This window comes from Paenibacillus kobensis NBRC 15729 (genome assembly GCF_004000825.1).
Taxonomy (GTDB): domain Bacteria; phylum Bacillota; class Bacilli; order Paenibacillales; family Paenibacillaceae; genus Paenibacillus_T; species Paenibacillus_T kobensis.
Window position 1 is genome coordinate 21,534 of the sequence record NZ_BILZ01000001.1, and the last position, 21,646, is coordinate 43,179.

The 21,646-nt window shown below is 54.1% G+C and carries 24 protein-coding genes; 19 read left to right on the forward strand and 5 right to left on the reverse strand.

Annotated elements, in window-relative coordinates; all coding sequences use genetic code 11:
• The first annotated feature begins 4 nt into the window (after positions 1-4).
• From PKO01S_RS00035 to PKO01S_RS00115, 16 genes are all read left to right on the forward strand, one after another.
• Positions 5-439 (forward strand): phage tail tube protein, encoded by a 435-nt coding sequence (locus PKO01S_RS00035; RefSeq protein WP_127529238.1) that lies wholly within the window; start codon positions 5-7, stop codon positions 437-439.
• Positions 440-490: 51 nt separating this feature from the next.
• Positions 491-883 (forward strand): phage tail assembly chaperone, encoded by a 393-nt coding sequence (locus tag PKO01S_RS00040; protein ID WP_127529239.1) that lies wholly within the window; start codon positions 491-493, stop codon positions 881-883.
• Between the two features lie 224 nt (positions 884-1,107).
• Positions 1,108-3,132 carry a phage tail tape measure protein gene (locus PKO01S_RS00050; protein WP_127529241.1) on the forward strand — a complete coding sequence of 675 codons (2,025 nt, stop codon included), beginning with the start codon at positions 1,108-1,110 and terminating at the stop codon, positions 3,130-3,132.
• Positions 3,132-3,782 (forward strand): LysM peptidoglycan-binding domain-containing protein, encoded by a 651-nt coding sequence (locus PKO01S_RS00055; protein ID WP_127529242.1) that lies wholly within the window; start codon positions 3,132-3,134, stop codon positions 3,780-3,782. The genes PKO01S_RS00050 and PKO01S_RS00055 overlap by 1 nt, the downstream gene beginning before the upstream one ends.
• Positions 3,779-4,798, forward strand: coding sequence for an XkdQ/YqbQ family protein (locus tag PKO01S_RS00060; RefSeq protein ID WP_127529243.1), 1,020 nt, complete (start codon positions 3,779-3,781; stop codon positions 4,796-4,798). The genes PKO01S_RS00055 and PKO01S_RS00060 overlap by 4 nt, the downstream gene beginning before the upstream one ends.
• Positions 4,795-5,265, forward strand: a complete 471-nt coding sequence (locus tag PKO01S_RS00065; RefSeq protein WP_127529244.1) for a DUF2577 family protein — start codon at positions 4,795-4,797, stop codon at positions 5,263-5,265. Before PKO01S_RS00060 ends, PKO01S_RS00065 begins: the two co-directional genes overlap by 4 nt.
• Entirely contained in the window at positions 5,265-5,690 is a 426-nt protein-coding gene (locus PKO01S_RS00070) for a DUF2634 domain-containing protein (protein ID WP_127529245.1), read from the forward strand. Before PKO01S_RS00065 ends, PKO01S_RS00070 begins: the two co-directional genes overlap by 1 nt.
• Entirely contained in the window at positions 5,683-6,744 is a 1,062-nt protein-coding gene (locus PKO01S_RS00075) for a baseplate J/gp47 family protein (protein WP_127529246.1), read from the forward strand. The genes PKO01S_RS00070 and PKO01S_RS00075 overlap by 8 nt, the downstream gene beginning before the upstream one ends.
• The gene (locus tag PKO01S_RS00080) at positions 6,734-7,324 is read left to right on the forward strand and encodes a putative phage tail protein (RefSeq protein ID WP_127529247.1); all 591 of its coding nucleotides are present in this window, start codon (positions 6,734-6,736) and stop codon (positions 7,322-7,324) included. Before PKO01S_RS00075 ends, PKO01S_RS00080 begins: the two co-directional genes overlap by 11 nt.
• Before the next feature lie 17 nt (positions 7,325-7,341).
• A complete protein-coding gene (locus PKO01S_RS00085; protein WP_127529248.1) occupies positions 7,342-8,838 on the forward strand; it encodes a hypothetical protein in 1,497 nt (498 codons plus the stop codon).
• Complete coding sequence (locus PKO01S_RS00090) at positions 8,831-9,280, forward strand: Ig-like domain-containing protein (protein WP_127529249.1); 450 nt, start codon at positions 8,831-8,833, stop codon at positions 9,278-9,280. Before PKO01S_RS00085 ends, PKO01S_RS00090 begins: the two co-directional genes overlap by 8 nt.
• The gene (locus PKO01S_RS00095; protein WP_127529250.1) at positions 9,270-9,581 is read left to right on the forward strand and encodes a hypothetical protein; all 312 of its coding nucleotides are present in this window, start codon (positions 9,270-9,272) and stop codon (positions 9,579-9,581) included. The genes PKO01S_RS00090 and PKO01S_RS00095 overlap by 11 nt, the downstream gene beginning before the upstream one ends.
• Before the next feature lie 194 nt (positions 9,582-9,775).
• The gene (locus PKO01S_RS00100) at positions 9,776-10,231 is read left to right on the forward strand and encodes a VOC family protein (RefSeq protein ID WP_164779394.1); all 456 of its coding nucleotides are present in this window, start codon (positions 9,776-9,778) and stop codon (positions 10,229-10,231) included.
• Between the two features lie 163 nt (positions 10,232-10,394).
• The gene (locus PKO01S_RS00105) at positions 10,395-10,961 is read left to right on the forward strand and encodes a YczE/YyaS/YitT family protein (RefSeq protein WP_246070380.1); all 567 of its coding nucleotides are present in this window, start codon (positions 10,395-10,397) and stop codon (positions 10,959-10,961) included.
• Positions 10,962-10,963: 2 nt separating this feature from the next.
• Positions 10,964-11,938 carry a LacI family DNA-binding transcriptional regulator gene (locus tag PKO01S_RS00110; protein ID WP_127529253.1) on the forward strand — a complete coding sequence of 325 codons (975 nt, stop codon included), beginning with the start codon at positions 10,964-10,966 and terminating at the stop codon, positions 11,936-11,938.
• Between the two features lie 89 nt (positions 11,939-12,027).
• Complete coding sequence (locus tag PKO01S_RS00115; protein WP_127529254.1) at positions 12,028-14,415, forward strand: GH36-type glycosyl hydrolase domain-containing protein; 2,388 nt, start codon at positions 12,028-12,030, stop codon at positions 14,413-14,415.
• A 274-nt stretch (positions 14,416-14,689) separates the two neighbouring features.
• On the opposite strand, the gene PKO01S_RS00120 is transcribed toward PKO01S_RS00115, so the two are convergent.
• A complete protein-coding gene (locus PKO01S_RS00120) occupies positions 14,690-15,085 on the reverse strand; it encodes a cupredoxin domain-containing protein (RefSeq protein ID WP_246070381.1) in 396 nt (131 codons plus the stop codon).
• Positions 15,086-15,260: 175 nt separating this feature from the next.
• Between PKO01S_RS00120 and PKO01S_RS00125 the strand changes: the two genes are divergently transcribed.
• From PKO01S_RS00125 to PKO01S_RS00135, 3 genes are all read left to right on the forward strand, one after another.
• A complete protein-coding gene (locus PKO01S_RS00125) occupies positions 15,261-15,509 on the forward strand; it encodes a hypothetical protein (protein ID WP_127529255.1) in 249 nt (82 codons plus the stop codon).
• Between the two features lie 224 nt (positions 15,510-15,733).
• Complete coding sequence (locus PKO01S_RS00130; protein WP_246070404.1) at positions 15,734-17,452, forward strand: pyrroloquinoline quinone-dependent dehydrogenase; 1,719 nt, start codon at positions 15,734-15,736, stop codon at positions 17,450-17,452.
• Positions 17,453-17,530: 78 nt separating this feature from the next.
• Positions 17,531-18,643 (forward strand): carboxypeptidase-like regulatory domain-containing protein, encoded by a 1,113-nt coding sequence (locus tag PKO01S_RS00135; protein WP_164779395.1) that lies wholly within the window; start codon positions 17,531-17,533, stop codon positions 18,641-18,643.
• 16 nt (positions 18,644-18,659) lie between these two features.
• On the opposite strand, the gene pqqE is transcribed toward PKO01S_RS00135, so the two are convergent.
• Genes pqqE through pqqB form a run of 4 tightly spaced genes read right to left on the reverse strand, consistent with a single transcriptional unit; the run spans position 18,660 to position 21,642 of the window.
• Complete coding sequence (gene pqqE, locus PKO01S_RS00140) at positions 18,660-19,742, reverse strand: pyrroloquinoline quinone biosynthesis protein PqqE (RefSeq protein ID WP_127529258.1); 1,083 nt, start codon at positions 19,740-19,742, stop codon at positions 18,660-18,662.
• Positions 19,733-20,011 carry a pyrroloquinoline quinone biosynthesis peptide chaperone PqqD gene (gene pqqD / locus PKO01S_RS00145; protein ID WP_127529259.1) on the reverse strand — a complete coding sequence of 93 codons (279 nt, stop codon included), beginning with the start codon at positions 20,009-20,011 and terminating at the stop codon, positions 19,733-19,735. The genes pqqE and pqqD overlap by 10 nt, the downstream gene beginning before the upstream one ends.
• Complete coding sequence (gene pqqC, locus PKO01S_RS00150; RefSeq protein WP_127529260.1) at positions 20,008-20,721, reverse strand: pyrroloquinoline-quinone synthase PqqC; 714 nt, start codon at positions 20,719-20,721, stop codon at positions 20,008-20,010. Before pqqC ends, pqqD begins: the two co-directional genes overlap by 4 nt.
• Positions 20,722-21,642 carry a pyrroloquinoline quinone biosynthesis protein PqqB gene (pqqB, locus tag PKO01S_RS00155; protein ID WP_127529261.1) on the reverse strand — a complete coding sequence of 307 codons (921 nt, stop codon included), beginning with the start codon at positions 21,640-21,642 and terminating at the stop codon, positions 20,722-20,724.
• Positions 21,643-21,646 lie beyond the last annotated feature (4 nt).

Sequence of the window (21,646 nt, forward strand, 5' to 3'; positions counted from 1 at the left end):
AGCGATGCTGGACGCAACACGCGTCATTAACGGGACTTATGGTTATGTCTATCACGACAGCAAGTGGCTGACGAATATCAAGTCGGCGGAGGCGACGGTCGAGATCGCCAAGGAAGAGATCAAACGGGCGGGCTCCCGCTGGACCGCGCACAAGGTGACGGGACTCAGCGGTTCGGGTACGATCACCGGCTACAAGGTGACGTCGGAATTCGTTGAGCGGATCGGACAGATCGCCAAGGATGACGCCGGAACCTTCACGACCGAGCTCATCCTCAAGCTGGAGGACCCGGAGTCCTTCGGCGCTTATCGAATCCGGCTCAAGGGCGTGACATTTGACAAGATTCCACTAATGAACTTCGAAGTGGGGTCGATCGTTGAGGAAGAACTTCCGTTCACGTTCACCGGGTACGACCTGATGGACCGGCTTCAACCGGAATGAACAGATAGGCAAGGCAGTCTTACGATTAGATAAAAAAAGGAGAAATGCAATATGACAGACAGTCGGCAATCAAGCGTTCTTCAAGCGCTCCTCAGCGTCGACAGCAAGCCGCAGCGGGATATCCCAATCCGGCGTCTCGGCGTCGACTTCCGCATCCAGGCGCTGGACGGCAAGACGATCCACCGTATACAGGAGCAGTGCACGCATTATACGGGCAAAGGCGGCAAGCGCGAGAAGGTGCTTGACGAAGAGCAATTCGGAGCCCTCGTCATTCAGCGCGCCTGCCTCGTGCCCGATTGGACCGCCAAGGAGCTCATCGACAAATACGGCACGGCGACGGAAGCAATCCTGGAGCTGCTGCTGGCGGGCGAGATCGCAAAGCTCTCGTCTGAGATCCTTGAGATCAGCGGCTTCGGCGACGACGAGGAAGACGTAAAAAACTGATCAAAGCGGGCGGCGAAGCGTTCCTGCTGCATCTGATCTTCCAGAGGCACCATCTCCCTCCGGACGAAGTGTTCAACAAGGACGACGGGACGAAGCGATTCATGTATGCTTCGATGATGCTGCAGCTAGAGGAAGAGGAGCGTGCCCGCAAGGTGCAGGAACAAGCCGCCCGTAAATCGAAGCGCGGTTAACGGACCGTGCCAAGGAGGGGAGGGAAGAGGCATATGGCCAAGGCAAGCAACGAAGTCGACAAGCTGGCCAAGCAACTGAGCAACATGACGAGTCAATTCGAGGCTCTGGAGAAAGTAATCCAGAAAACGACGCAAGCGATGCAGCTGATCCAAACAGCGGGTACGCAGACGAACCAAGTGCTCGCCGCGTCGCCCTCGAATACACTTGCTCCGGTCAAGACGTCGGTGTGGACGAAAATGAAAGCCAAATTCGAGCAAAAATACCCCAAGGCAAGCGAAGGCTTGAAAGCGTTCTTCAGCCCGGTTTCGCAGGCCACTCCGAATCAAGCGGCTTCACAGAGCAGTCCGAATCAAGCACCCTCGGGTAAAGGAGCATTCGTCCTGAAGCATGCGGGAAACTTTATACAAAAGGCTTCTCCGTTCTTCAAGGCAGGTCCTGCGGCCGAAAAAATGAGCGGCGCCATGGCGCAGATGGAGGAAGTTGGACTGGGCGTCGTCGGCATCTTAGGCCAGCTCAGCGGGGCCGGAATGGATGCAGCCAGTGAGGTGGGCGGCGCGTTCAGCACGATCAGCCAGAAGACTGGGGCAACCGGAGATCAGCTTAACGAACTGATGGGCTCGTTCAAGCGTGTCGCCGCGACCGCACCGCAAAGCATGGAGGAGATCGCGGAGTCGCTGTCGGACTTGCACAAGAGCACAGGCGCGACCTACGGAACGCTTGAGAATCTCACCAAGGCGACCTTGAACGCGGCTCAGTTGACGGGCGGCAAAAGTGCGGACATCGCGTCCGCGGCAGCCGGGGCGATGAAAGCGTGGGGCTTAAGTGCAGAAGACGGTGCGCTGCTGTTGGATCGCTTCTATGCCGCGAGCAAGGCTTCTGGCGTCGGGATGGACGTCCTCATGAAGCGGTTCCAGGAGTCCGGCGGGCCGCTGAAGCAAATGGGTCTTGGGTTGGATCAGTCTATCGCGCTTCTCGCGAAGTGGCAAGACGCTGATCTCCAAGGACTTGGCGACGGGCTGAAGAAAGCGTTCCTCGATGGCAACGGCGTGGAGGGCTTCGGGGAGCAGCTGAAAAACGCGAGCTATCTATTCGACGCCACGCGGATGGCTTCCGACCGGTTCGGCGCATCCGTCGGTCGTGACCTTGCCGTTGCGCTTCAAGGCGGTCAAGTCGAGTTTAAGGGTGCAATGGCTGCACTTCAAGGCTCTAGCGGGATTCTGGATAAGCAATCCCAAGCCGCAATGGGCTTCGGCGAGCGTTGGGGTGAGATGAAGAATCGGATTACGCTGGCGCTGGCACCAGTCGGCGAGGTGCTGCTGAAGCTTGGCGAAGCGATATTCCCGGTTGCGCAGATGTTCAGCAACGGGCTGTCCTACATGATGGACAACGCGAACGTGTTCGGTCCGGCAATCAAAGCCATCGCCGGCGTGCTGCTCTTGCTGTTCGTCCCGAGTCTGCTCGCAACCGCGGCGGCAACGATTGCTGCCATGTGGCCGCTGCTCGCGATCATCGCGGTCGTAGGCTTGATTGGTGCTGCCTTCGGCTATCTGAGCTCGCACTGGGACGATATAGTCAGCTACTTGAAGGAAAGTTTTATGGAATTCTGGGAGTTCATCCAAGCGATTCCGAAAAAAATCAAGGCATTGTTCGGCGGTTCAGACGAGCTGAAGACGGTCACAGTCGCTTCGAAGACTGTCGCAGTCGATCCGAAGAACTTTGAATTCGATCCGAAGAAGGTCGCAGCCGCTCCGGAGGCATTAACAGCTGCTCCGAAGGCAATAACAGCTTCACCGAAGGCATTAACAGCCGCTCCGAAGACTTCGACAGAACTTTATAAAGGCCTCGATTACATGCCGTTCGACGGCATGGCCGTCCGGACGCGCAAAGGGGAGAACGTGATGCCAACGGGTGAGAACAAGATACCGTCCGAGGGAAGCGGCTCGGCAAGTATCACGATCACCGGCAATACGTTCAACGTCAACCAGCCCTCCGATATCGATGCCATCGCGAGAGCGCTGGCGCGAGAGATCAGGATCGCGGGAGGGCTGATGGCATAATGGCGACGATGCAATTCTGGCTGACGGCCGACGAAGAACGATTCCGATTCCCCGTCAATCCCGACCAACTGACGATCAAGACAGCGTACGGCTACGACGACGTGAAAGTGTCGCAGCTCGGCGAGTATACGATTTTCGGCGATCCGGTCTTGAGCGAATACGCGATCTCTTCTTTTTTTCCTCGTGATTATCACCCCGGATACTGCGAATATTCCGATCTCCCCGATCCTTGGCAATCCGCCTTAATGATCGAACGCTGGATGCGCGGGGGCCGGCCGGTGCAATTCGCCGTGACCGGAACGGAGGTCGAGACCCCCGTCACGATTCGATCCTTCAGCTATCGAGAACGTGCGGGCAGCCCGGGCGATATTTATTTCGAGCTCGAACTGAAACAATACGTCTATGTCTCATTCCGTCAGGTCGATTCTGCGAAAGGCAAACGAACCGTCCTGGACGGATCTGGACGCGCCGACAACAGGCAACCGCCGCTCAGCTATGTCGTCGTCCCGCGCGACACGCTCTGGAAGATCGCGCAGCGGACGCTTGGCGATGGCGACCGGTGGCGGGAAATCTACGAGGCGAACCGGACGCAGATCGGTAAAGATCCGAACCGGATTTACCCCGGCCAAGTGCTGGCGGTGCCGCGATGACTTGGACGGTAATCTATGGCGACAAGGATCGGGGGCCCTATGAGCTGAATCCCGTCGTGAAGACGGTAAAGTGGTCAGGGGATATCCAACAGGCGGCGCGTAAGCTGGTCGTTGAACTCGCCAATACACGCAATGGCAAAGAACGTTTCCTTCAGTTCGACAAAGGTGCCGAGCTGAGCCTCTTATCAGACGGCAAGGAGCTATTCCGCGGGATCATCTTCGCGGATGAGATCGATGCCGGCGGCCAGATGTCCTTGACGGCTTACGACGAGAACATTTACTTAACCAAAAATAAAGATACGCAAATTTTCCGCAATCAATCGGCCTCATCCATCGTCAAACGTCTGTGCAACCAATATGCGATACCGATGGGGCAGATCGACGATACGGGCTTCATCATTCCGAAGCTGATCTATCGCGACAAGACGCTGTACGAGATGATGATCACCTCGCTCACCGTCTCCGAGAAGCAGAACGGCAAGCGGTTCTATATCGTCTCCCGCGAGGGTAAGCTCCATCTCTTGGCCCGTAAGGACCAAGAGGTCCGCTGGGTGCTCGAGAACGGATCCAACATCCTCAGCGCAAGCTATTCGCAATCGATCGAGGATATGCGTACGCAGGTCAAGGTGATAGGAGGCGACCCGGAGAAGAAGGCAGTGTCCGCGAGTGCCAAAGATCCCGAGCTGACCCGGCTGTACGGTACCATGCAGCATCTGGAGAAACCGGAGCAGGATATGACGCCTTCCCGAATGGAGCAGCTCGCGAAGCAGCGGCTGAAGGATCTCGCGACAATCGGCGACGAAGCGAGGCTTGAGTGCCTCGGGATCGCTGACGTGACGTCCGGTTCAGCAATCTACGTCAGCGAATCGATGACCGGGATCCGCGGCGGGTATTACGTCTCGGCAGATGAGCATGCATTCGAGGGCGGGTCCCACCGGATGTCGCTCACGCTGTCCGCGACGGACGATCTGCCGAAGATGGAATACGAAGACAAGAAGGGGGCAAAACCATCATGAGAATCGAAGGCTCGGGCGCGAGCCAGCTCGTCAGCTTAATCCGCACGCTCGGCCACAATTCGGACGTGAACGTTGAGCTCGCCACCGTCACGTCTGCTCCGCCCGATCTGAAGATCCGGATCGACCACATGAGCGTGGATCTCGAGAAGGACGACCTGATCGTAGCGCAGTCGCTCACGCGGCACAAGCGGCAGGTGAACCTGAAGAGCGAGGGGAAGGCGAAGATCTCGGCATCCAATTTAAAATTGCCGTCCGATACGCCGCCGTCCGGATTAAATGTTGCAGTGAATTATACAGGCAATGCTGCCCTTGTTTTTAGTGCCATCAGCCTCTCCAACGCGGACTTTACTGCCGAAAAAGCGGAACTGGAATTCCTGGACGAACTGAAGAAAGGCGATCGTGTCCTCGTCATGGGGATCAAGCAGGACCAAACGTACGTCGTACTAGAACGGGTGGTGACGTACTGATGGCGCTCTCGCCGCTGCAACCAAGGGAGGAGCGCGTCGTCCAGATCGCTGCGCCACCTTCGCCATCCCGGACGTACGCCCTTGACTTTGACGGCGACGAGCTGCTGCGTCCCGTCATGATCGACGGCGATGAGGCGCTGCGCCAAGCGATCCGCAAGACGATCGCAACCGCACGCTACCGATACTTGATCTATGACGGCCAGTACGGATGCGAGCTCGAGCGACTGCTCGGCGAAGTGTTGTCACCCGAGCTTCTGAATCTCGAAATCAAGCGCGCCGTCCGGGAAGCGCTGCTCGCGGATGAACGCATCCAAGATGTCGGCGGATTCGACATTCGCCGGGAAGGCGACATGTTGTTCATTGCCTTCACCGTGAAGAGCGGTCATCTCACATTGAAAGAGGAGGTAGCGATCGGTAATGTATGAGCAACAAACGAAGAAGGCGATCCTGCAGCGCATGCTGGACGCTTCGCCTCCCGATATCGACCAGCGCCCAGGCTCCGTAACGTTCGATCTGCTCTCGCCGGCAGCAATCGAGCTGGCTCAGGCCTACATCGAGCTGGATAACGTGCTGCGATCCGGATTTGCCTCCCCCGAGCAGCCCTCGCGCTACCTGGATCTGCGCGTTGCAGAAATGGGACTCTCGCGTCTTGCCAGCGTTAAAGCGGTAGGGCGTGTGACGTTCACCGCGCCGAAAGGCACGATCGTGCCTGCGGGCACCGTCGTCTCGACCGATGACATGGCCCCAATCTTCTACGTCACGACTGAGCAGGCTTTCCTAGAGAACGGTACGGCCACGGTCGACGCAGAGGCGCGGGAAGGAGGGGCAGCCGGCAACGTGGCTGTCGGCCGAATCCGGCTGATCCAGGGCGATCTGACTGGCATCGTGTCGGTCGGGAACGAGAATGCGTTCAAGAACGGGTCCGACGCTGAATCGGACGAAGCGCTCCTCCAGCGCTACTACGACCGGGTCCGGCGGCCGGCGACGAGCGGCAACGCCTGGCATTACCGCCAATGGGCGATGGAGGTGAAGGGGGTCGGTGACGTGAAGGTATTCCCCGTCTGGGACGGCAATGGTACCGTGAAGCTGGCGCTCCTCTCGAGCGACAAGCGCGAGCCTTCCGACGAGACTGTTAACAATGTGCGGAAGGCGGTCGAGGAACGGCGGCCGGTAGGCGCCTGCGTCACAGTCGTTCCGGCCAAGGAGGACGCGGTCGCCGTATCCGCGAAGCTTAAGCTGGAACCGGGCGCAGATCTCGAAGAAGTGAAGGCCCAGTTCGCCGCTAACCTTGAGGCGCACTTGGCGGATCTAGCGTTCCGGGATCCAGTTGTTCGATATATTCGCGTACTAGGCTTGCTGCTTGGCATCGAATCGGTCGTCGACTTCAAGGATATGACGCTGAACGGCGGCGAGGAGAACTTGACCATCCTTGAAGATCATGTGGCGGTCGTCGGGACGGTGAACTTTAGTGTTATCTGAGTCACCTGAGTCGCCTAAATCTCAAGCTATTGCTCTCGGTATGCTGGATGCTCTGCCAAAGTATTACGCGGATTCGCATATCGTCGCCAATCTTACCAGCCGCGAAGCGGCGGAGCTGTTCGACTATCAGGAGCGGCTTCGCGACGTGCTGGACCAGTTCTTCGTCCTGTCGGCCACCTGGGGCTTGGACATCTGGGAGGAGATCTGCGGCCTGCCCATCCAGGAGGGCAAGCCGGATGATCAACGGCGCTCGGTCATCCTATCCAAGATGCGCGGCGCGGGAACGGTGACGGTTCCCGTCATTCACGAGGTCGTCGACGCGTTCGAGAACGGCGAAGTGAGCGTCCGCGAAGACTTCGAGAATTACGAAGTCGTCGTTACGTTCATCGGCAAGCGGGGCAGGCCGCCTAACGTGGACGACGTGAAGGACGCCGTCCGAGAGATTCTGCCTGCTCACCTGAACGTACGGTTCGAATATACCTACTTGCGCTGGGAAGAGCTGGATGCAGCGGCGCTGACGTGGGATCGTCTCGATGCCATGAACATGACATGGGACGATCTGGAAGTATGGAAGCCTTAGAAAGGAGTACGACAACAATGCCTAATTTACCTAGCGGCCTGAGAACGTTCGAAGCGAGCGAGACGGTGCGCCGTCTCGCGCAGAACGAGAACATCGAAGCGACAGACCGGCTGTTTCACGATAACGAAGGGCATCGCCATACAGGGAAGCCCGGCGATGCGCCTCAAATCGGAGCGTCAGGTCTCGCATCCGGAGCCGTGACATCCGACAAGCTCGCCTCCGGCGCTGTAACGAGCGACAAGCTCGCATCCAGTGCCGTGACATCCGACAAGCTTGGAACCGGAGCCGTGACAGGTGACAAACTTGCTAAAGGCAGCGTGGAACGCGTTCACCTGCGGTCTGCGGGCCTTAGCTCGAACATCGCCAAATACAAGAAAGTGACGGTGACCGGCGGAAACGTCACCGGCAATCCGACGACGCCTTTCACGTTCCAGACTGGCTTCGCGGGAGACAGCCATCTGTGGACACTACCAGTATCCACGGCGCTGCCCCAATCGCTAACGATTCATCTAGGCCAGGAGTATATGCGGCTCGAGGGACTCTCCTTCGGTTCGTGGGTTGGTTCGGACCAGAGCACGGTCCCGACCCAATTTTACATTGAAGCCAGCCCGGACAATACGGTTTGGACGCGCGTATACACGCATGCGGGACAAATCTACGAACCTTTTCAGTTTCTGCCATTCAACCCGGTACCGGCTTCTTGCAAATTTATCCGTTTCACGGTGATGGAGCGGAGCGAAGGCAGAGATGCGGTCGTCTCCTGTCTGGCGGTCTATAGCCGATTCCACGGCAATGTGGATCTGGATGCGCTGGAGGACGTTCGTCCTTGGGGGCTGAACGCCAGATTGCAAGGACTCATGATTGTTCCCGAAGCAGATATCTCTGACAACGGCAGTGGACAGCTGACGCTGACGGAGCCGCTCACCGTCATGAACCCGGCTTCAGGCACGTATTTCCGTGTAAATAAAGGCATTTATGCCTTACCGGAATGGGGCTATCTGTATGTGGACTTCCCACATGCCCACGGGGTTCTCCTTAATCCTTCGGTAGCCGTCTGGACGGATGGCAGCCGGAACTACGATGCCAAGAACCGGCTCATTCTAGCGCAGCGCTGTTCGACGGGGCCGATCTATATGAACGCAGCCCTGCAGGCCCGAATCGCCGGCAAGGCGCCGAACGCCGACAAGGTGGACGGCATCGACTTTCGGACGTCGAACGGATATCTGGAATACAACAGCGGAACGGGGTGGAACGGCGTGGGAATCAAAAGCGTGCAGCGGGGGAAGGTTTTTTGGACTACCGAGACGTGGCAAATCATGACTGTACCGATCTCTCCGGTCAATCTGAGCAAATCGTTCGTTAATGTCCGTCACACCGGGTCAACAAGCATCGGAAATATATACGATTCGGCCAGCATCGACGCACATTTGAACTCCTCTACGGAGCTTCAAATGAGGGCCGCGTATGACTCACAATATTTTTGGGTTTCCTGGGAGGTAGTCGAATATGCCTAATTACTACGCGCAAATCAGCATGAACGGTTCTAACAAGGTGATCGGCTTGAGCCAGCTGTCAGGACCCGTAAGCAATGGCTCGATGGTCCCCATTACGGAGGCGCAGTATGCGAATGACAGTTTGTTCTCATATCGATACGTGAACGGCAACTTCATTCCCCCGATGTCGATCATGAGCGCTGACAAGACTGTCATCGCTGCGGACGGCCAAGATACCGTCACGATCAAGTTGGATCTGTCCGACGCGGAGGAGTTCCCTCGCTTCGCGGACGGAGACGAGGATGTGATCGTGGAAGTAAACGGCTTGCGGCAAGTGGTTAAAGGAACGGACGGTATCGCCGTACTGACGCTGACGAGCGAGGAGCCGGGCGAATACTTCGTTCGTACGGTCAATCTGGAAAGCGAAGAAACGCTGAAGGTGGTGGTTACGGATGACCGCTAAAAAGAAGGACGATTCGCTCCCGACGGGAGACGGCGAGACGCCGGGGATCGGCAAACCAGGCAGAGGAAACCTGCATCGCAATCATATTCACATTCCTGCTAATCCAATGCGCCTGCAATCGCAGAAGCTGGCGGAACGCCTTCATCAGCTGCGCCAATCAGGCAAACCTGACACCGTGACGAATGACGTGCTCTACGAGATGCTGACGGACATTCTCGAGAATCAATGGCTTCTGGAGAACAGGCTGTTGGAACTCGCCCAATCGAAACCGTCAGCACGAACGTCAGTGTCATCCAACTGAAGCAATGAATCGAAGGACCCTCGCCGTTGCGAGGGTCCTTTTTGTTGTGGATGACATCGACAGAATAGAGTTGATAACTAGCAAGTTTAATTCAATTAATAGCAAGAATAGTTAACGCAATGCAACTGGAATCGATTATATTTGACCTATATAAATGCATGGATTTGCAAACTACCAATAGACAGGAGAAGTTTATGAGGAAGATCGCACTCATCATACTTGTTGTTCTCATCATGACCATAACGGCTTGCACAACCGCTGCAGGCTCGGGTACAGACGAGAAGGTTGTGAATCAATACCTTAATGGCAAGACAATATTGTGGCAGCATGTTACGGATGTAAATAAAGCTGCAGTATGGTACGAGGAAAATTTAGGCATAACACGTTTGGATCAGATTGACGGTATGATATTTTTATCTATCAACGGGGATGAAACGGAGCTTGCCTTGATCCAATCGAATGAGAAATCCCTTCCGCCTTACGCCGTCATAGACTTTCAGACCGATGATATACAGAAGCTCTATCAACACTTACAGAGTAAATCCGTTAAAGTAGATCCATTAACCAACCCAGGGGGACCTTATTGGGAATTTCACTTCTACGATCCGGATGGAAACAAGATGAAAATGCATGGGTACGCTAACGCATAGACCGGTGACTGTCCAGCACAAAAATAGCTTGCTCTGAAACGCGTTTCATACCCTACAATCCTCATGAGTTCGATATAGCGGGAAATGAGGGAATGGAATTATGATGAAGCGTAGTCTGATCTATATCGTAGGGTTGTTTATCCTATCGTTCGGTGTTGTATGTATGATTAAAGCCAATATAGGGGTTGCTCCATGGGATGCACTGAATGTGGCGTTGACCGATAAAGTAGGCCTTACCGTAGGATCATGGGTTTTTATTGTTGGAGGAGTCATCATTCTCATTAATGGTATCATAAGAATGAGGCTGCCGAATGTAACGGGTGCCATACCTATTGTGATTATTGGCTTCTTCGTTGATCTCTTAAATTTGAAAGTGCTCACCTTTCTGAAGGTGAACGGAGCACTGCATCAATGGATTTTGTTTCTGGCAGGCTTAAGTATATTGGCGGCGGGCATCTCGTTCTATTTGCGAGCCCAATTGCCTTCCGTTCCGAATGACGAACTAATGCTTGCGGTTACAGAGCGTACGGGTTGGCAAATCTACATGACCAAAACAATCGGCGAAGCCGCCGCTCTTATCTTAGCAATTATCCTTAAAGGACCGGTTGGCGTTGGAACGATCATCGTCATGTTAGGTATAGGCGTGTTAATTCATGTCTTCGATAAACTTCTTCACAAGATTGGTTTCTCAAGTCCAGTAGCCCAGACAGCGGTTAATGAGGAGAAATGATGATGACGACGATATCCGAAATCGCTCAGAAAGCGAAGGTTTCTCGAACAACCGTATCTAGAGTTCTCAATCATCACCCGTATGTCAAAGCAGATAAACGAGATGCTGTACTGCAAGCGATCCAAGAGCTGCAGTATGTGCCCAACTTTAATGCTGTCCATCTTTCCAAGGGAAGAACAAACGTATTAGGCGTCATAGTTCCTAAGATCGATCATCCGTTCTTCAGTCAGTTGATTGCCGGCATAGGCGAAGTATGCAACCGTTATCGATACAGCCTGCTGCTGCATCAGTCTAATAATGACCTCAATCAAGAACTCCATTTTTTTAACCAGCTTAAATATAAACTCGTCGACGGACTCCTATTAGGTTCTGCCATAAGCCCGCCGCATGTACTTGATGAACTGTCGAATTACGGCAAGATTGTCTGTTGTGAAGCTTCCGGGTGCGACAAAATGGCAAGCGTATCGGTTAACCACGAAGCTGGCATCCAATTGGCTCTGGATCATCTGAGGGAACAGGGACATCAGAATATCGGCCTATGCATAGGAAATGCGAAGAGTGGCGTTGGGATCAAGAGAGCCCAAGCCTTCTTTCAATATCAACAGAACTATCAGTTAGGTTGGAATGCGAGTTGGTACTTTGATGGAAATTATACGATCGAAGACGGTATCCAGGTAGCAAGGCAATTGTTCCGTCAGTCCCATCGGCCAACCGCCATTGTAGTCGGAAGCGATTATGTGGCAGCGGGGATTCTATATGAGGCCCGCATACAAGGGATACCAGTGCCAGACGGCTTTGCCGTCATTGGGTTCGATAATCAGCCTATCTCCGAAGTTGTAGAGCTGTCGACGATTGATCAGCCGATCGTAGAACTAGGGATAATGGCGGCAGAATTACTGTTTCTTCAGCTGCACGATCAGCAAGTTTCGAGTACAAATCAGCTGAATCTGAAACTGATCCAAAGAAAATCCACTTGACAGTCAATGGACTAGTCTGTCATTGCATTGGAAGAAAGAACTAGGCATAATAAGATGATCGTATAGATTAGAAGAGTGGAGGCTCGCCAATGATTGGAGCATCTGAAGACAACGAATATTACATCCTTACAAGTCCTACGGTTCTGCCCAAAGCTTCGGGATTTCTGTGGAACGAGAAAATGATGATTCAGTTGAATTGCCGCGGCTACGCGACGTCGCAATTCATGCAACCGGAACCGGCGAAATATTCCCATGCGCCGAATTTGGAAGCGAAATCGTTCATGCAGCCGGAACAACCATACTACGCTCATCATCCGGGCCGGTTCGTTTATGTCAAAGACGAAACAAACGGCCGGCTTTTCTCTGCGCCTTACGAGCCAGTGCGTTCGCTTTACGATCGTTATACGTTTGAGGTAGGCAAACATCGGATCGTCTGGAACATCGAACAGGACGGAGTAGCTGTCGAAATGAGCTTGAGCCTGCCCAAAGAGGATGCGATTGAGCTGTGGCGGATCAAGGTCAAGAACGTTTCGATGAGCAAGCGGAACATCAGCATCTACCCGTATTTTACCGTCGGCTACATGTCGTGGATGAATCAATCCGGCGAGTACAACGAGGCCTTGCAGGCGATCGTATGCTCTTCGATTACGCCATATCAGAAGTATAAAGAGTACGACAAGATCAAACTGCTGAAGGACAAAACCTATCTCCTTGCCGATCGGAAGCCCTATGCTTGGGAAGCGAGCCAGGAAGCGTTCGAAGGAGAAGGCGGGCTTGTACGTCCGAGCTCCATAGAGAGCGAGACGCTGGGCAACGGAGACGCCCGGTATGAAATGCCGGCTGCGGTACTGCAATACCGTATGGAATTGGAGCCGGGCGAGGAGAGCGAATATCGTTTTCTATTTGGTCCGGCTAAGGACGAAGATGAGATTGCACAGATCCGCCGGAAATATTTCATGGAATCTAATGCTGTCGACGTCGAAAACGGTTTCGAGAAAGCAGAGTGGGAATACGCCGAATATGTGAGCGAAGGCCAAGGATGCCTCGAGATCCGCACGCCAGACGCAGACTTCGATAACTTCATCAATCACTGGCTGCCGCGCCAAATGTATTATCACGGCAAAACGAACCGGCTCACGACGGACCCTCAGACGCGGAACTATCTGCAAGATCATATGGGCATGAGCTATATCAATTCTCGAATCGCAAGAGAGTCTTTCCTGACGGCATTAAGCCAGCAAAACGCGGACGGAGGCATGCCGGACGGCATTCTGTTGCACGAGGAAGCCGAATTAAAGTATATCAACCAAGTGCCGCATTCGGATCATAACGTCTGGCTGCCCATTTGCATAAGCGCATATTTGGATGAGACGAACGACTATTCGTTGTTGGACGAGAAGGTTCCGTATGCGGACAGCGAGGAATTGGCGACCGTCGCAGAGCATATCGACCGGGCTATGCATTATCTGATGAGAGACCGTGATGAGCGCGGGCTTAACTATATTCATCAAGGCGACTGGTGCGATCCTATGAATATGGTCGGCGTCCGAGGCAAAGGCGTATCCGGTTGGCTGACGATTGCGACTGCATATGCGTTTAATATTTGGGCGGATATTTGCGAGGCAGGCGGCCGGATGGAGGCTGGACAAACGTTCCGATTGGCTGCAGAGGAGACGAATGCTGTTGTTAACCGCTATCTGTGGGATGGCGAGTGGTATGTGCGAGGCATTACGGACGACAACGTAGCTTTCGGGGTTAAGGAAGACAAGGAAGGCCGCATCTTTATTAACCCGCAAGGTTGGGCGCTGTTAAGCGGAGCTGCGGATGACGAGAGGAAAGAGAAGCTCATTCGGTCCGTAGAGGAGCAATTGGAAACCCCATACGGTGTGGAGAAGCTAGCTCCTTCCTACACGGCCATGCGGGAGGATGTTGGACGGGTGACGCAGAAGCATCCGGGGACAGCTGAGAACGGAGCGGTCTATAATCATGCAGCCGCGTTTTATATCTTCGGTCTTTATGCGGCGGGGGAACAACAAGATAATGCTTATCGGCTGCTTCGCAAAATGTTACCTGGCCCGAATCACGAAGATATCGTTCGGCGGGGCCAACTTCCTGTATTTATCCCCAATTATTATCGTGGAGCTTATCGGCAATTTCCACGCACCGCGGGGCGTTCCAGTCATTTGTTCAATACAGGGACGACGGCTTGGGTATACCGCTGCTTGATCGACGGTCTGTTCGGATTGCAGGGAAGCCCGTCCGGATTGCAAATCAAGCCTCAGCTGCCAACGGAATGGCAAGAAGCTTCCGTGAAGCGCGAGTTTAGAGGGGCGCGGTTAAATATCGAGATGAAGCGGTATGCAGGCGTGCAGATGACGGAAGTGTACTTGAACGGCGAGTTAGTTGAATCAGGCGTTCTTGAACGTTTGCAGTCAGGCTCCGAATATGAGGTACTGGTCAAGTTGCCGCAGCAATAGAGCGAGGGCAGTGCGAGGCGGTTCCTCGCTGACACTGTTCGGTCTCGCGGAAGACAAGAATGCATTTGGCTGTTTCAGGTGCAGCCTCATATCATCTTCCCCTTTAATGTACTTGGGAACATCGTATGTATGTTGGTCTAATCGGTATAAGCTAATAACCCGATACAAGAAAAATAGACGATTTCAACGATCTGATTTGAATGATGTAAAAAGAAGTGAAACCGATGACGGCTTCACTTCTTTTTGTTGTATTTTGAGATATTTCTCTTTCCTATTATTCGACTATAATCTGTCCCACCATATTGTCATGGCCTTGTCCGCATTGAATGCTGCAATGAAACTCATATGTTCCGGCTTTGTCCAATTTGATCGTTGCGGTTTCGCCGTTCTTAAGATTCACGCCCAGATCCTCAATCTGCAATCCGTGAACGCCCTTTTCGTTATTCAAGGTGAGCTTAATGGTGTCGCCAACCTTGGCTTTGATCTCGGGCTGGCTGAACGACCAGTTGACGGCATTTTCTGTAATTTCTTGTGTAGCTCCGCCGCCCTCGCTCTGAGACGGTGTCGAAGGCGTGTTCGAGTTGTTGTCGTTCGATTTGCCGCATGCGCTTAGTGCGAAGAGGGCGAGTAGCGCGAGAATCATACATAACTTGCTGTAATTTAGTCTCATGTCGCGTAGATTCCTCCTAGAGTTAATCGTTGCTATTATACCCGTTGCTTGCTGAACTAATCCTAGAGGAAGCATTCTTTTTCCGAGCATAATCGCTCTTGTCCCCAACATACAATCGGTGTAGGGAAGTAAGAACGATCTAGTCTGTGCGAAGCTTGCAAACGGAGGTGTGCGAATGGCTAAAGTAACGTTGACTTCGCCTGCGAAAGGTGTGTTGATGGGCGTCTCGGCGACCGGCGGTTGGCTCCTGGCCGATCTGCTGCTTCCAGAGCCTTGGGGAGACTTTGTCCTATTCGGGGCGATGGCGGTGGTGAATATCGGAATCGGCTGGAAACTCGGGAAACTCTTCGAAATACAGAATGACAAGGAACCGGTCGATTCCTTCGATACCAAGAACGCAACGCATTCCGATATTCGATCTTAATATTGCGCAACAGAATACATGTTCGAGAGCCCTTCTCTTCCTAATAGGAAGTCGGGAGGGCTCTTTTTGACGTTGACGAAAGGATGGAGGGTGAATCGGCTTCCTTTACATAATTAAAGCTAATTAGGAAATACCTTAATTAACGAAGATTTCGTGAAGCAGGTTTTCTAATGAATCACGAAGCCGCACACATATCCATCTGGAGGTTATAGACCTTGACTAAAATGCATTCGAGATTAGGAGCGGCGCTTGCTGTATTATTGCTGCTTAGTGCTTGTGCCGGAAACAAGAACGAAAACAATGGAACACCTTCGCCAACGCCAGAAGAGACCACCAAAACGCCGTCCGAAACCGGCGTAACTGGCACATCCTTTAAGAATTGGGGCTCCTATGGCTATACGCTGGACAATAACCGCCATGTCCCTTTCACGGAGATTTCCGCTGATAATGTCAAAGATCTTGGCGTCATCTGGTCCGCGGAGCTGAAGAAGCTTGACGCTGATGTCAAAAACGGAAATCAGTCCTATCCCGTCGTGATCGATGGGGTCATCTACTTAACGACATCGGGTAACCAAGTGTTCGCGTTAGATGCCGTGACGGGGAAGACAATTTGGCATTGGAAACCGGAGGCCGAGCAAGCTGCCAGTTTCTCGAAAGCGGGCATTATCGCGAACCGAGGCGTAGCGGTAGGCGAGGGCAAAGTGTTTATGCTGGCAGTCGATAACTCGTTGATTTCCTTGGATCAGAAGACCGGTGCGCTGGTGAAAATGGTCAAGCTTGGCGACTCCATAGACGGTGTTACACTCGAGAATGGCTATTATGAGACGACCGCTCCACAATACTACAAAGGCAACGTCTATATCGGAAGCAGCGGCAGCGATAACGGCGTCCGAGGCTTCGTAGCAGCGTATAAGGCGAGCGATTTGACGCCGGCCTGGGATGCACCGTTCTGGACCGTGCCGCCTAAAGGCCAGGATTGGCTGGCGAACAGTAAGTTCCAAGGAGGAGGAACGGTGTGGAATCCCGTTGCGATCGACGAGCAGACCGACCTCATGTACTTTGCGACGGGCAATCCGGCTCCTGATTTCTACGGTGCCAATCGCCCCGGAGCGAACCCGAACACCGACTCGGTCGTAGCCGTTAACGCGATGACAGGCAAGTTGGTATGGGCGAAGCAGGAAGTCAGCCACGACTTGTGGGACTATGACGCGGCAGCCTCACCGATGATTATAAACGCCTCTGTCAAAGGACAGAAGAAAAAGCTTGTCGTCCAAGGCGGCAAGTCCGGTCTGTGGTTTGCTTGGGATGCCGCTTCCGGGGATGTCGTCTGGGATGGTATTCCTTTCGCTAAGATCGATAAAAAGGATCCTACGCCAGAAGGCACGGTCAGCTATCCGGGCGTGCTAGGCGGGGAAAACTACGCGCCGGAATCCTATGATCCGGCAACGAATTACGTCTTGATTCCGGGCATCGAGTCACCTACCCTTTACAAATCGGCGAAAACCGAGGCGGAAGCGGCTACTCCGGATTTTCCCGGAGCGGCAGCTTTCGGCACGGGGATGGAAGAGGTGCCTAATGTCAAAGCTTTCGGTACGGTCACCGCGATTAACGTAGACACCGGCAAGCAAGCTTATCAGATCAAGACGACGGATGCGCAGCGCGGCGGCTTGACGAGCACCGATTCAGGCCTTGCGTTCTTCGGAGAATTGGACGGCAAGATTAATGCGCTTGATATTAAGGCAGGCAAGGTGATCTGGACTTTCCAGACATCAGGGGATAACGTGCAGGCTGCTCCATCGATCTTTACGGTCGACGACAAGGAGTACATCGTATTTACAACGGGCGGATCGAAGCCCAAAGTGCATGTGTTCGGCCTCGGAGGCGACAAGACGCAAGGTCCGGCAGGCGCTGCCGAGACAGGCGGAGGACATTCCGCGAAATAACTGTGATTTGACCCCGACAGCCAAGACAGGACGCATTTCGTCATGTCTTGGTTGTCTTATTTAAAGGAGACCGACTACTTGATAAGGACAACCAAAGCGAGACTATTCGTATTCTTTGCCGCTGCAATGGTATTATGGATAGCTCCTCATACGAAATCGAACGCACAGGCGGAAGACCCGCAAGGCAGTATAGAACTTGATCAAACATCATTTGCAGCCACAGCGTGGCGGAGTGACGGTACTCACATTACGGCTATTAAGGGTAAACTGACTTTCGGCGATCAGCCGGTCGCGAATGCGCTTTTGCAAGTTAAACCGCAAGGAAGAAACATCGTGACGCAGGAGGATGGCTCATTCGAGTTGCTCGTCGACCGAAGTTTAATTGCTTACAAGCCCGTTCTCGTAGTGTCGGTCCAGAACGCCAAGATCGCCGGCAAGCCGATAGAGAACAAGGCGGCCGATTCCATCCTTGCGGCTTCCGCCAAGATCACCGTCTACCATCCGATCGAGGTGACCAAGGTAGCCGCTTCCGAAACGGACGCGAGCCGAGTCAAGGTACACGCTCGATTCATAATCGGGAAGGACGACAAGATATCTTTCTTCCAAGTATATAAGTATCGGATCTCTGGAACAGTGGAGGATGCCGATGGCAGACCGGTGAAGGACGCTATCGTATGGATTGACCGGGATAGCGGGGAGGGCTTCGCCAAGTCAACTAAGGCGGATCGGAACGGGAGATACGAGATGTATTACTGGCCGGAGGAAGACGAGACGAACCTTACGGTGATCGTCGGAAAGCACCGATACACGCTGCCAGGCGGCAAAGTGTTTCATTTTCCCCGAGATACGAGCGTAGACATTCAGATCCGCCTGCCAAGAGAAGGCTTCGTGATCGATGACGAGCCTTCGAATTTAGTCTGCACGACCGCGCCAGGAGCGAAATATAGCGGCCTGCTGGCCGGACTCGATGTCCCGCCCGGAACACCATACACCGTGACGATTCCCGACCGTCAAGGCCGCTTCGTTCTGACGGTGCCCAAGGACGTCTGGGAGAAACGTCCGCTTTTTTTCGAAACAATGTCAACGAAATTCGTCGCACAAGACAAGATACTGAAGGCCGGGGACGAACTGCCTGACGGCTTCGTGCAACCAGGAAATCAGGATCCGACACTTCCCGCTGCAGTTCGCTGAGACGAAGAAGCGCTGATCACCTACCACGGTAGGAATAGATCAGCGCTTGATGATCATTATTTTCGTTGGAACCGATCCGATCCGTGATGGCGATTCGATGGGGAGACCACTTACATACAGGATCTGCCGATCGCGCGTCACCGGTCAACAGATATGCCTGACAACGGCATCCGCCATAATCCAACTCGCGGCGATCACAGCTTTGGCAGGGCTCCGGCATCCAATCGTAGCCTCGAAACGCGTTAAAAGAGGGGGAATAATGCCATATCCAGGACAAATCGCGTTCTTTCACATTCTCGAATGACAAGCTTCGAATCTCGGATGCAGACGTGCAGGGCAATACTCGACCGTCAGGCGCTACCGTAAGCGATAGCCTACCCCAGCCGCCCATACAGGGCTTAGGAAACTCTTCATAATAATCTGGTAGGATCCATATAAGTTCGATTTGATCTCCGAAACGCTCTTGCGCCCGAGAATAGGCGGCTTCGGCTTCTTGAAGCTGCTCTCTTCGCGGAAGCAATTGCTGAACATTGCGCAATGCCCAGCCGTAATATTGAGCATTGGCCAACTCCAGCCGCTGGGCTCCCCATTCCGAACAGAGCTCGATCATTTCTTCGATCTGATGAAGATTGGCCCGGTGGAGTACGACGTTCATATGTAAGGGGAGTCCACTCGAGCGGATACGCTGTGCCGCTTGACGTTTCAGTTCATGCGCTTGGAAACCAGCGATCGAATCGGCAAGCTTCTCGGACGCGGCTTGTAGGCTCAACTGAATGCTGTCGAGACCGGCATCCGCGAGCTTCTGGATGCGTTCTTCCGTCAAGCCTACGCCGCTAGTGATGAGATTCACGTAGAGTTCCGCTTCCCTGGCGCGGCGGACGAGCAGTTCCAGATCCAGGCGCAGCAACGGTTCTCCGCCCGTGAAATGAACCTGTGCGACCCCGAGATCGGCAGCTTGTTCCAGCACGCGCAGCCATTCATTCGTCGACAACTCATTCTCTCTGCGGTGAAGTTCGAGCGGATTCGAACAGTAGGGGCAGTGAAGCGGACAACGATGCGTAACTTCCGCAGTTAAGGCATACGGCAAAACTAGCTGCATAGCTCCAGCCAACCCCTCTCCGCCGCCGAAGCGATGAATTCGACGATATCGTCCCCAAGGCCGGTCTGAACGTATTTCGCCTCGAGTTCCGCGATCATTTGCGCGATCGTTCGCTGACCGTCGCACAGCCGCAGGATGACTCCTGCCGCCTCGTTTAACTCGACGACCCGCTCCGGCAGCAGCAATAACTCCAACTGCCGGGCTTTGTCGTACTTCATCCGACCCGGACTGCGCAGCTTCGGCCGATCCGACATCTCCAAGATGCTCATCGGCCGTTGTCTCCGCTAGGGAATGCCAAGCTTAACGCGTCCAGCAGTGCCCAGAGGACGTTACACTTGAACTGTAAAGCGGCGATTGCCTGTTCCTGCTCTCGGCGGTCCCTGCATTCACGCATGACGAGACTCAGTCCGTGATCCGCATCGCGCGGTGCCTGGGTCAGCCGGGCTTGAAAGTAGGCGAGTCCTTCCGGGCGAATCCATGGATACAACTGTTCAAACACACCGATCCGCTTGGAGACCAGCGTAGGCGCGAACAGTTCGGTTAGGGAGGAGGCGACCGCGATGGGCCAGGGCTCCAGCCGGCAAAAGTTCACATAGGCGTCGACGGCGAACCGGACGGCCGGAAGCACATGGCGTTCATCGAGCATTTCGTCTCTCGGTATGCCCGCCGCTTCGCCCAGCCGAATCCACGCTTCGATGCCGCCGTCGTTGCCATCCCGGCCGTCATGGTCAATGATCCGCTGAATCCATTCTCGGCGATCTTCGCGCGACGGCAGCTTGGACAAGATTAGAGCGTCTTTGACCGGGATATTCTTCTGATAATAGAACCGGTTAGCGATCCAAGCCCGCAGTTGAACGGGGGAAAGCTTGCCTTCGTGCATAGCAATATGATAGGGGTGCTTGTCGTGATAACGTTCCTCTCCCACCTGGCGCAAGCGGAAAGTGAATTGTTCGTCCGAGAGCAAATACGATTCCAACATCTAAATCTCCATCTCCATCCCGTCGAAACCGATTTCAATCCCCAGGTCGGTCAATATTCGCCTTTCCGGGGAATCTTCAATCAGCATCGGATTCGTGTTATTGATGTGAACGTATACTTTGCGGCGAGCAGGCAAAAGGGCGAACCGCTCGGCACTTCCGCCGGGGCCGGCAACTGGAAGGTGGCCCATATCAGCAGCGTGCAGCTCCGATATGCCAAGGTCACGCAGCTCGCTGCCCATCCAGAATGTTCCGTCCAGGAAAATGCAGTTCGCGCTATCCAGATGATGCTCTAGCGTCTGCGACCAAGCCTCGATCCCTGGTGCATAGACAGCGACTCCGCCTGTCCTCAAGTCCGTTATGCGATAGCCGATACTCCAAGGTTCCTGCTGCCCAGCCGCTTCTTGAAGCGGCTTAGCGCTGACGTACCGTGGGGGCTTATCTCCCAAATGAAACGGACATACCAACAATTGTCCCCCAAATAGTGGGAAAGAATGCTCCAACCTTGTCTCATGCCACCGAAAACTTGCGAACGGCTCAACGATCCGTCTAACTGGAAAGCTGTCCGCAAGAGCGCCGAGAACAGAGTTCGTCGCGTAGACGTCGATGGTCGAGCCTTGCCGGAGTCCAAGAAGTCCGATCGTGTGATCCAATTCCGCGTCGGTAAGAAGGACGGCTTGAATGGGGGAGGCACGAAAGGAAGGGCCCGGATGAAGACAAGCGTTCTCTTCGGTCTGAAGAGAAACATCCGGGCTTGCATTAAGCAGAATCCACCGCAGGCCGTCCGGGCTTACGGCAAGCGAATCATTCCTTCGGGCGCGCGCCAACGGGTCGCCGGATCGCGCGCGTCTGCAATTGGGACAAGCGCAATTCCATTGCGGAAATCCTCCTCCTGCGGCGGATCCTAGGAGCTTAATAATCATCGTT

Coding starts and splice junctions, on each gene's coding strand:
- PKO01S_RS00035 (WP_127529238.1), top strand. CDS start 5: ATGCTGGACGCAACACGCGTCATTAACGGGACTTATGGTTATGTCTAT.
- PKO01S_RS00040 (WP_127529239.1), top strand. CDS start 491: ATGACAGACAGTCGGCAATCAAGCGTTCTTCAAGCGCTCCTCAGCGTC.
- PKO01S_RS00050 (WP_127529241.1), top strand. CDS start 1,108: ATGGCCAAGGCAAGCAACGAAGTCGACAAGCTGGCCAAGCAACTGAGC.
- PKO01S_RS00055 (WP_127529242.1), top strand. CDS start 3,132: ATGGCGACGATGCAATTCTGGCTGACGGCCGACGAAGAACGATTCCGA.
- PKO01S_RS00060 (WP_127529243.1), top strand. CDS start 3,779: ATGACTTGGACGGTAATCTATGGCGACAAGGATCGGGGGCCCTATGAG.
- PKO01S_RS00065 (WP_127529244.1), top strand. CDS start 4,795: ATGAGAATCGAAGGCTCGGGCGCGAGCCAGCTCGTCAGCTTAATCCGC.
- PKO01S_RS00070 (WP_127529245.1), top strand. CDS start 5,265: ATGGCGCTCTCGCCGCTGCAACCAAGGGAGGAGCGCGTCGTCCAGATC.
- PKO01S_RS00075 (WP_127529246.1), top strand. CDS start 5,683: ATGTATGAGCAACAAACGAAGAAGGCGATCCTGCAGCGCATGCTGGAC.
- PKO01S_RS00085 (WP_127529248.1), top strand. CDS start 7,342: ATGCCTAATTTACCTAGCGGCCTGAGAACGTTCGAAGCGAGCGAGACG.
- PKO01S_RS00090 (WP_127529249.1), top strand. CDS start 8,831: ATGCCTAATTACTACGCGCAAATCAGCATGAACGGTTCTAACAAGGTG.
- PKO01S_RS00095 (WP_127529250.1), top strand. CDS start 9,270: ATGACCGCTAAAAAGAAGGACGATTCGCTCCCGACGGGAGACGGCGAG.
- PKO01S_RS00100 (WP_164779394.1), top strand. CDS start 9,776: ATGAGGAAGATCGCACTCATCATACTTGTTGTTCTCATCATGACCATA.
- PKO01S_RS00105 (WP_246070380.1), top strand. CDS start 10,395: ATGATTAAAGCCAATATAGGGGTTGCTCCATGGGATGCACTGAATGTG.
- PKO01S_RS00110 (WP_127529253.1), top strand. CDS start 10,964: ATGACGACGATATCCGAAATCGCTCAGAAAGCGAAGGTTTCTCGAACA.
- PKO01S_RS00115 (WP_127529254.1), top strand. CDS start 12,028: ATGATTGGAGCATCTGAAGACAACGAATATTACATCCTTACAAGTCCT.
- PKO01S_RS00120 (WP_246070381.1), bottom strand. CDS start 15,085: ATGAGACTAAATTACAGCAAGTTATGTATGATTCTCGCGCTACTCGCC.
- PKO01S_RS00125 (WP_127529255.1), top strand. CDS start 15,261: ATGGCTAAAGTAACGTTGACTTCGCCTGCGAAAGGTGTGTTGATGGGC.
- PKO01S_RS00130 (WP_246070404.1), top strand. CDS start 15,734: ATGCATTCGAGATTAGGAGCGGCGCTTGCTGTATTATTGCTGCTTAGT.
- pqqE (WP_127529258.1), bottom strand. CDS start 19,742: ATGCAGCTAGTTTTGCCGTATGCCTTAACTGCGGAAGTTACGCATCGT.
- pqqD (WP_127529259.1), bottom strand. CDS start 20,011: ATGAGCATCTTGGAGATGTCGGATCGGCCGAAGCTGCGCAGTCCGGGT.
- pqqC (WP_127529260.1), bottom strand. CDS start 20,721: ATGTTGGAATCGTATTTGCTCTCGGACGAACAATTCACTTTCCGCTTG.
- pqqB (WP_127529261.1), bottom strand. CDS start 21,642: ATGATTATTAAGCTCCTAGGATCCGCCGCAGGAGGAGGATTTCCGCAA.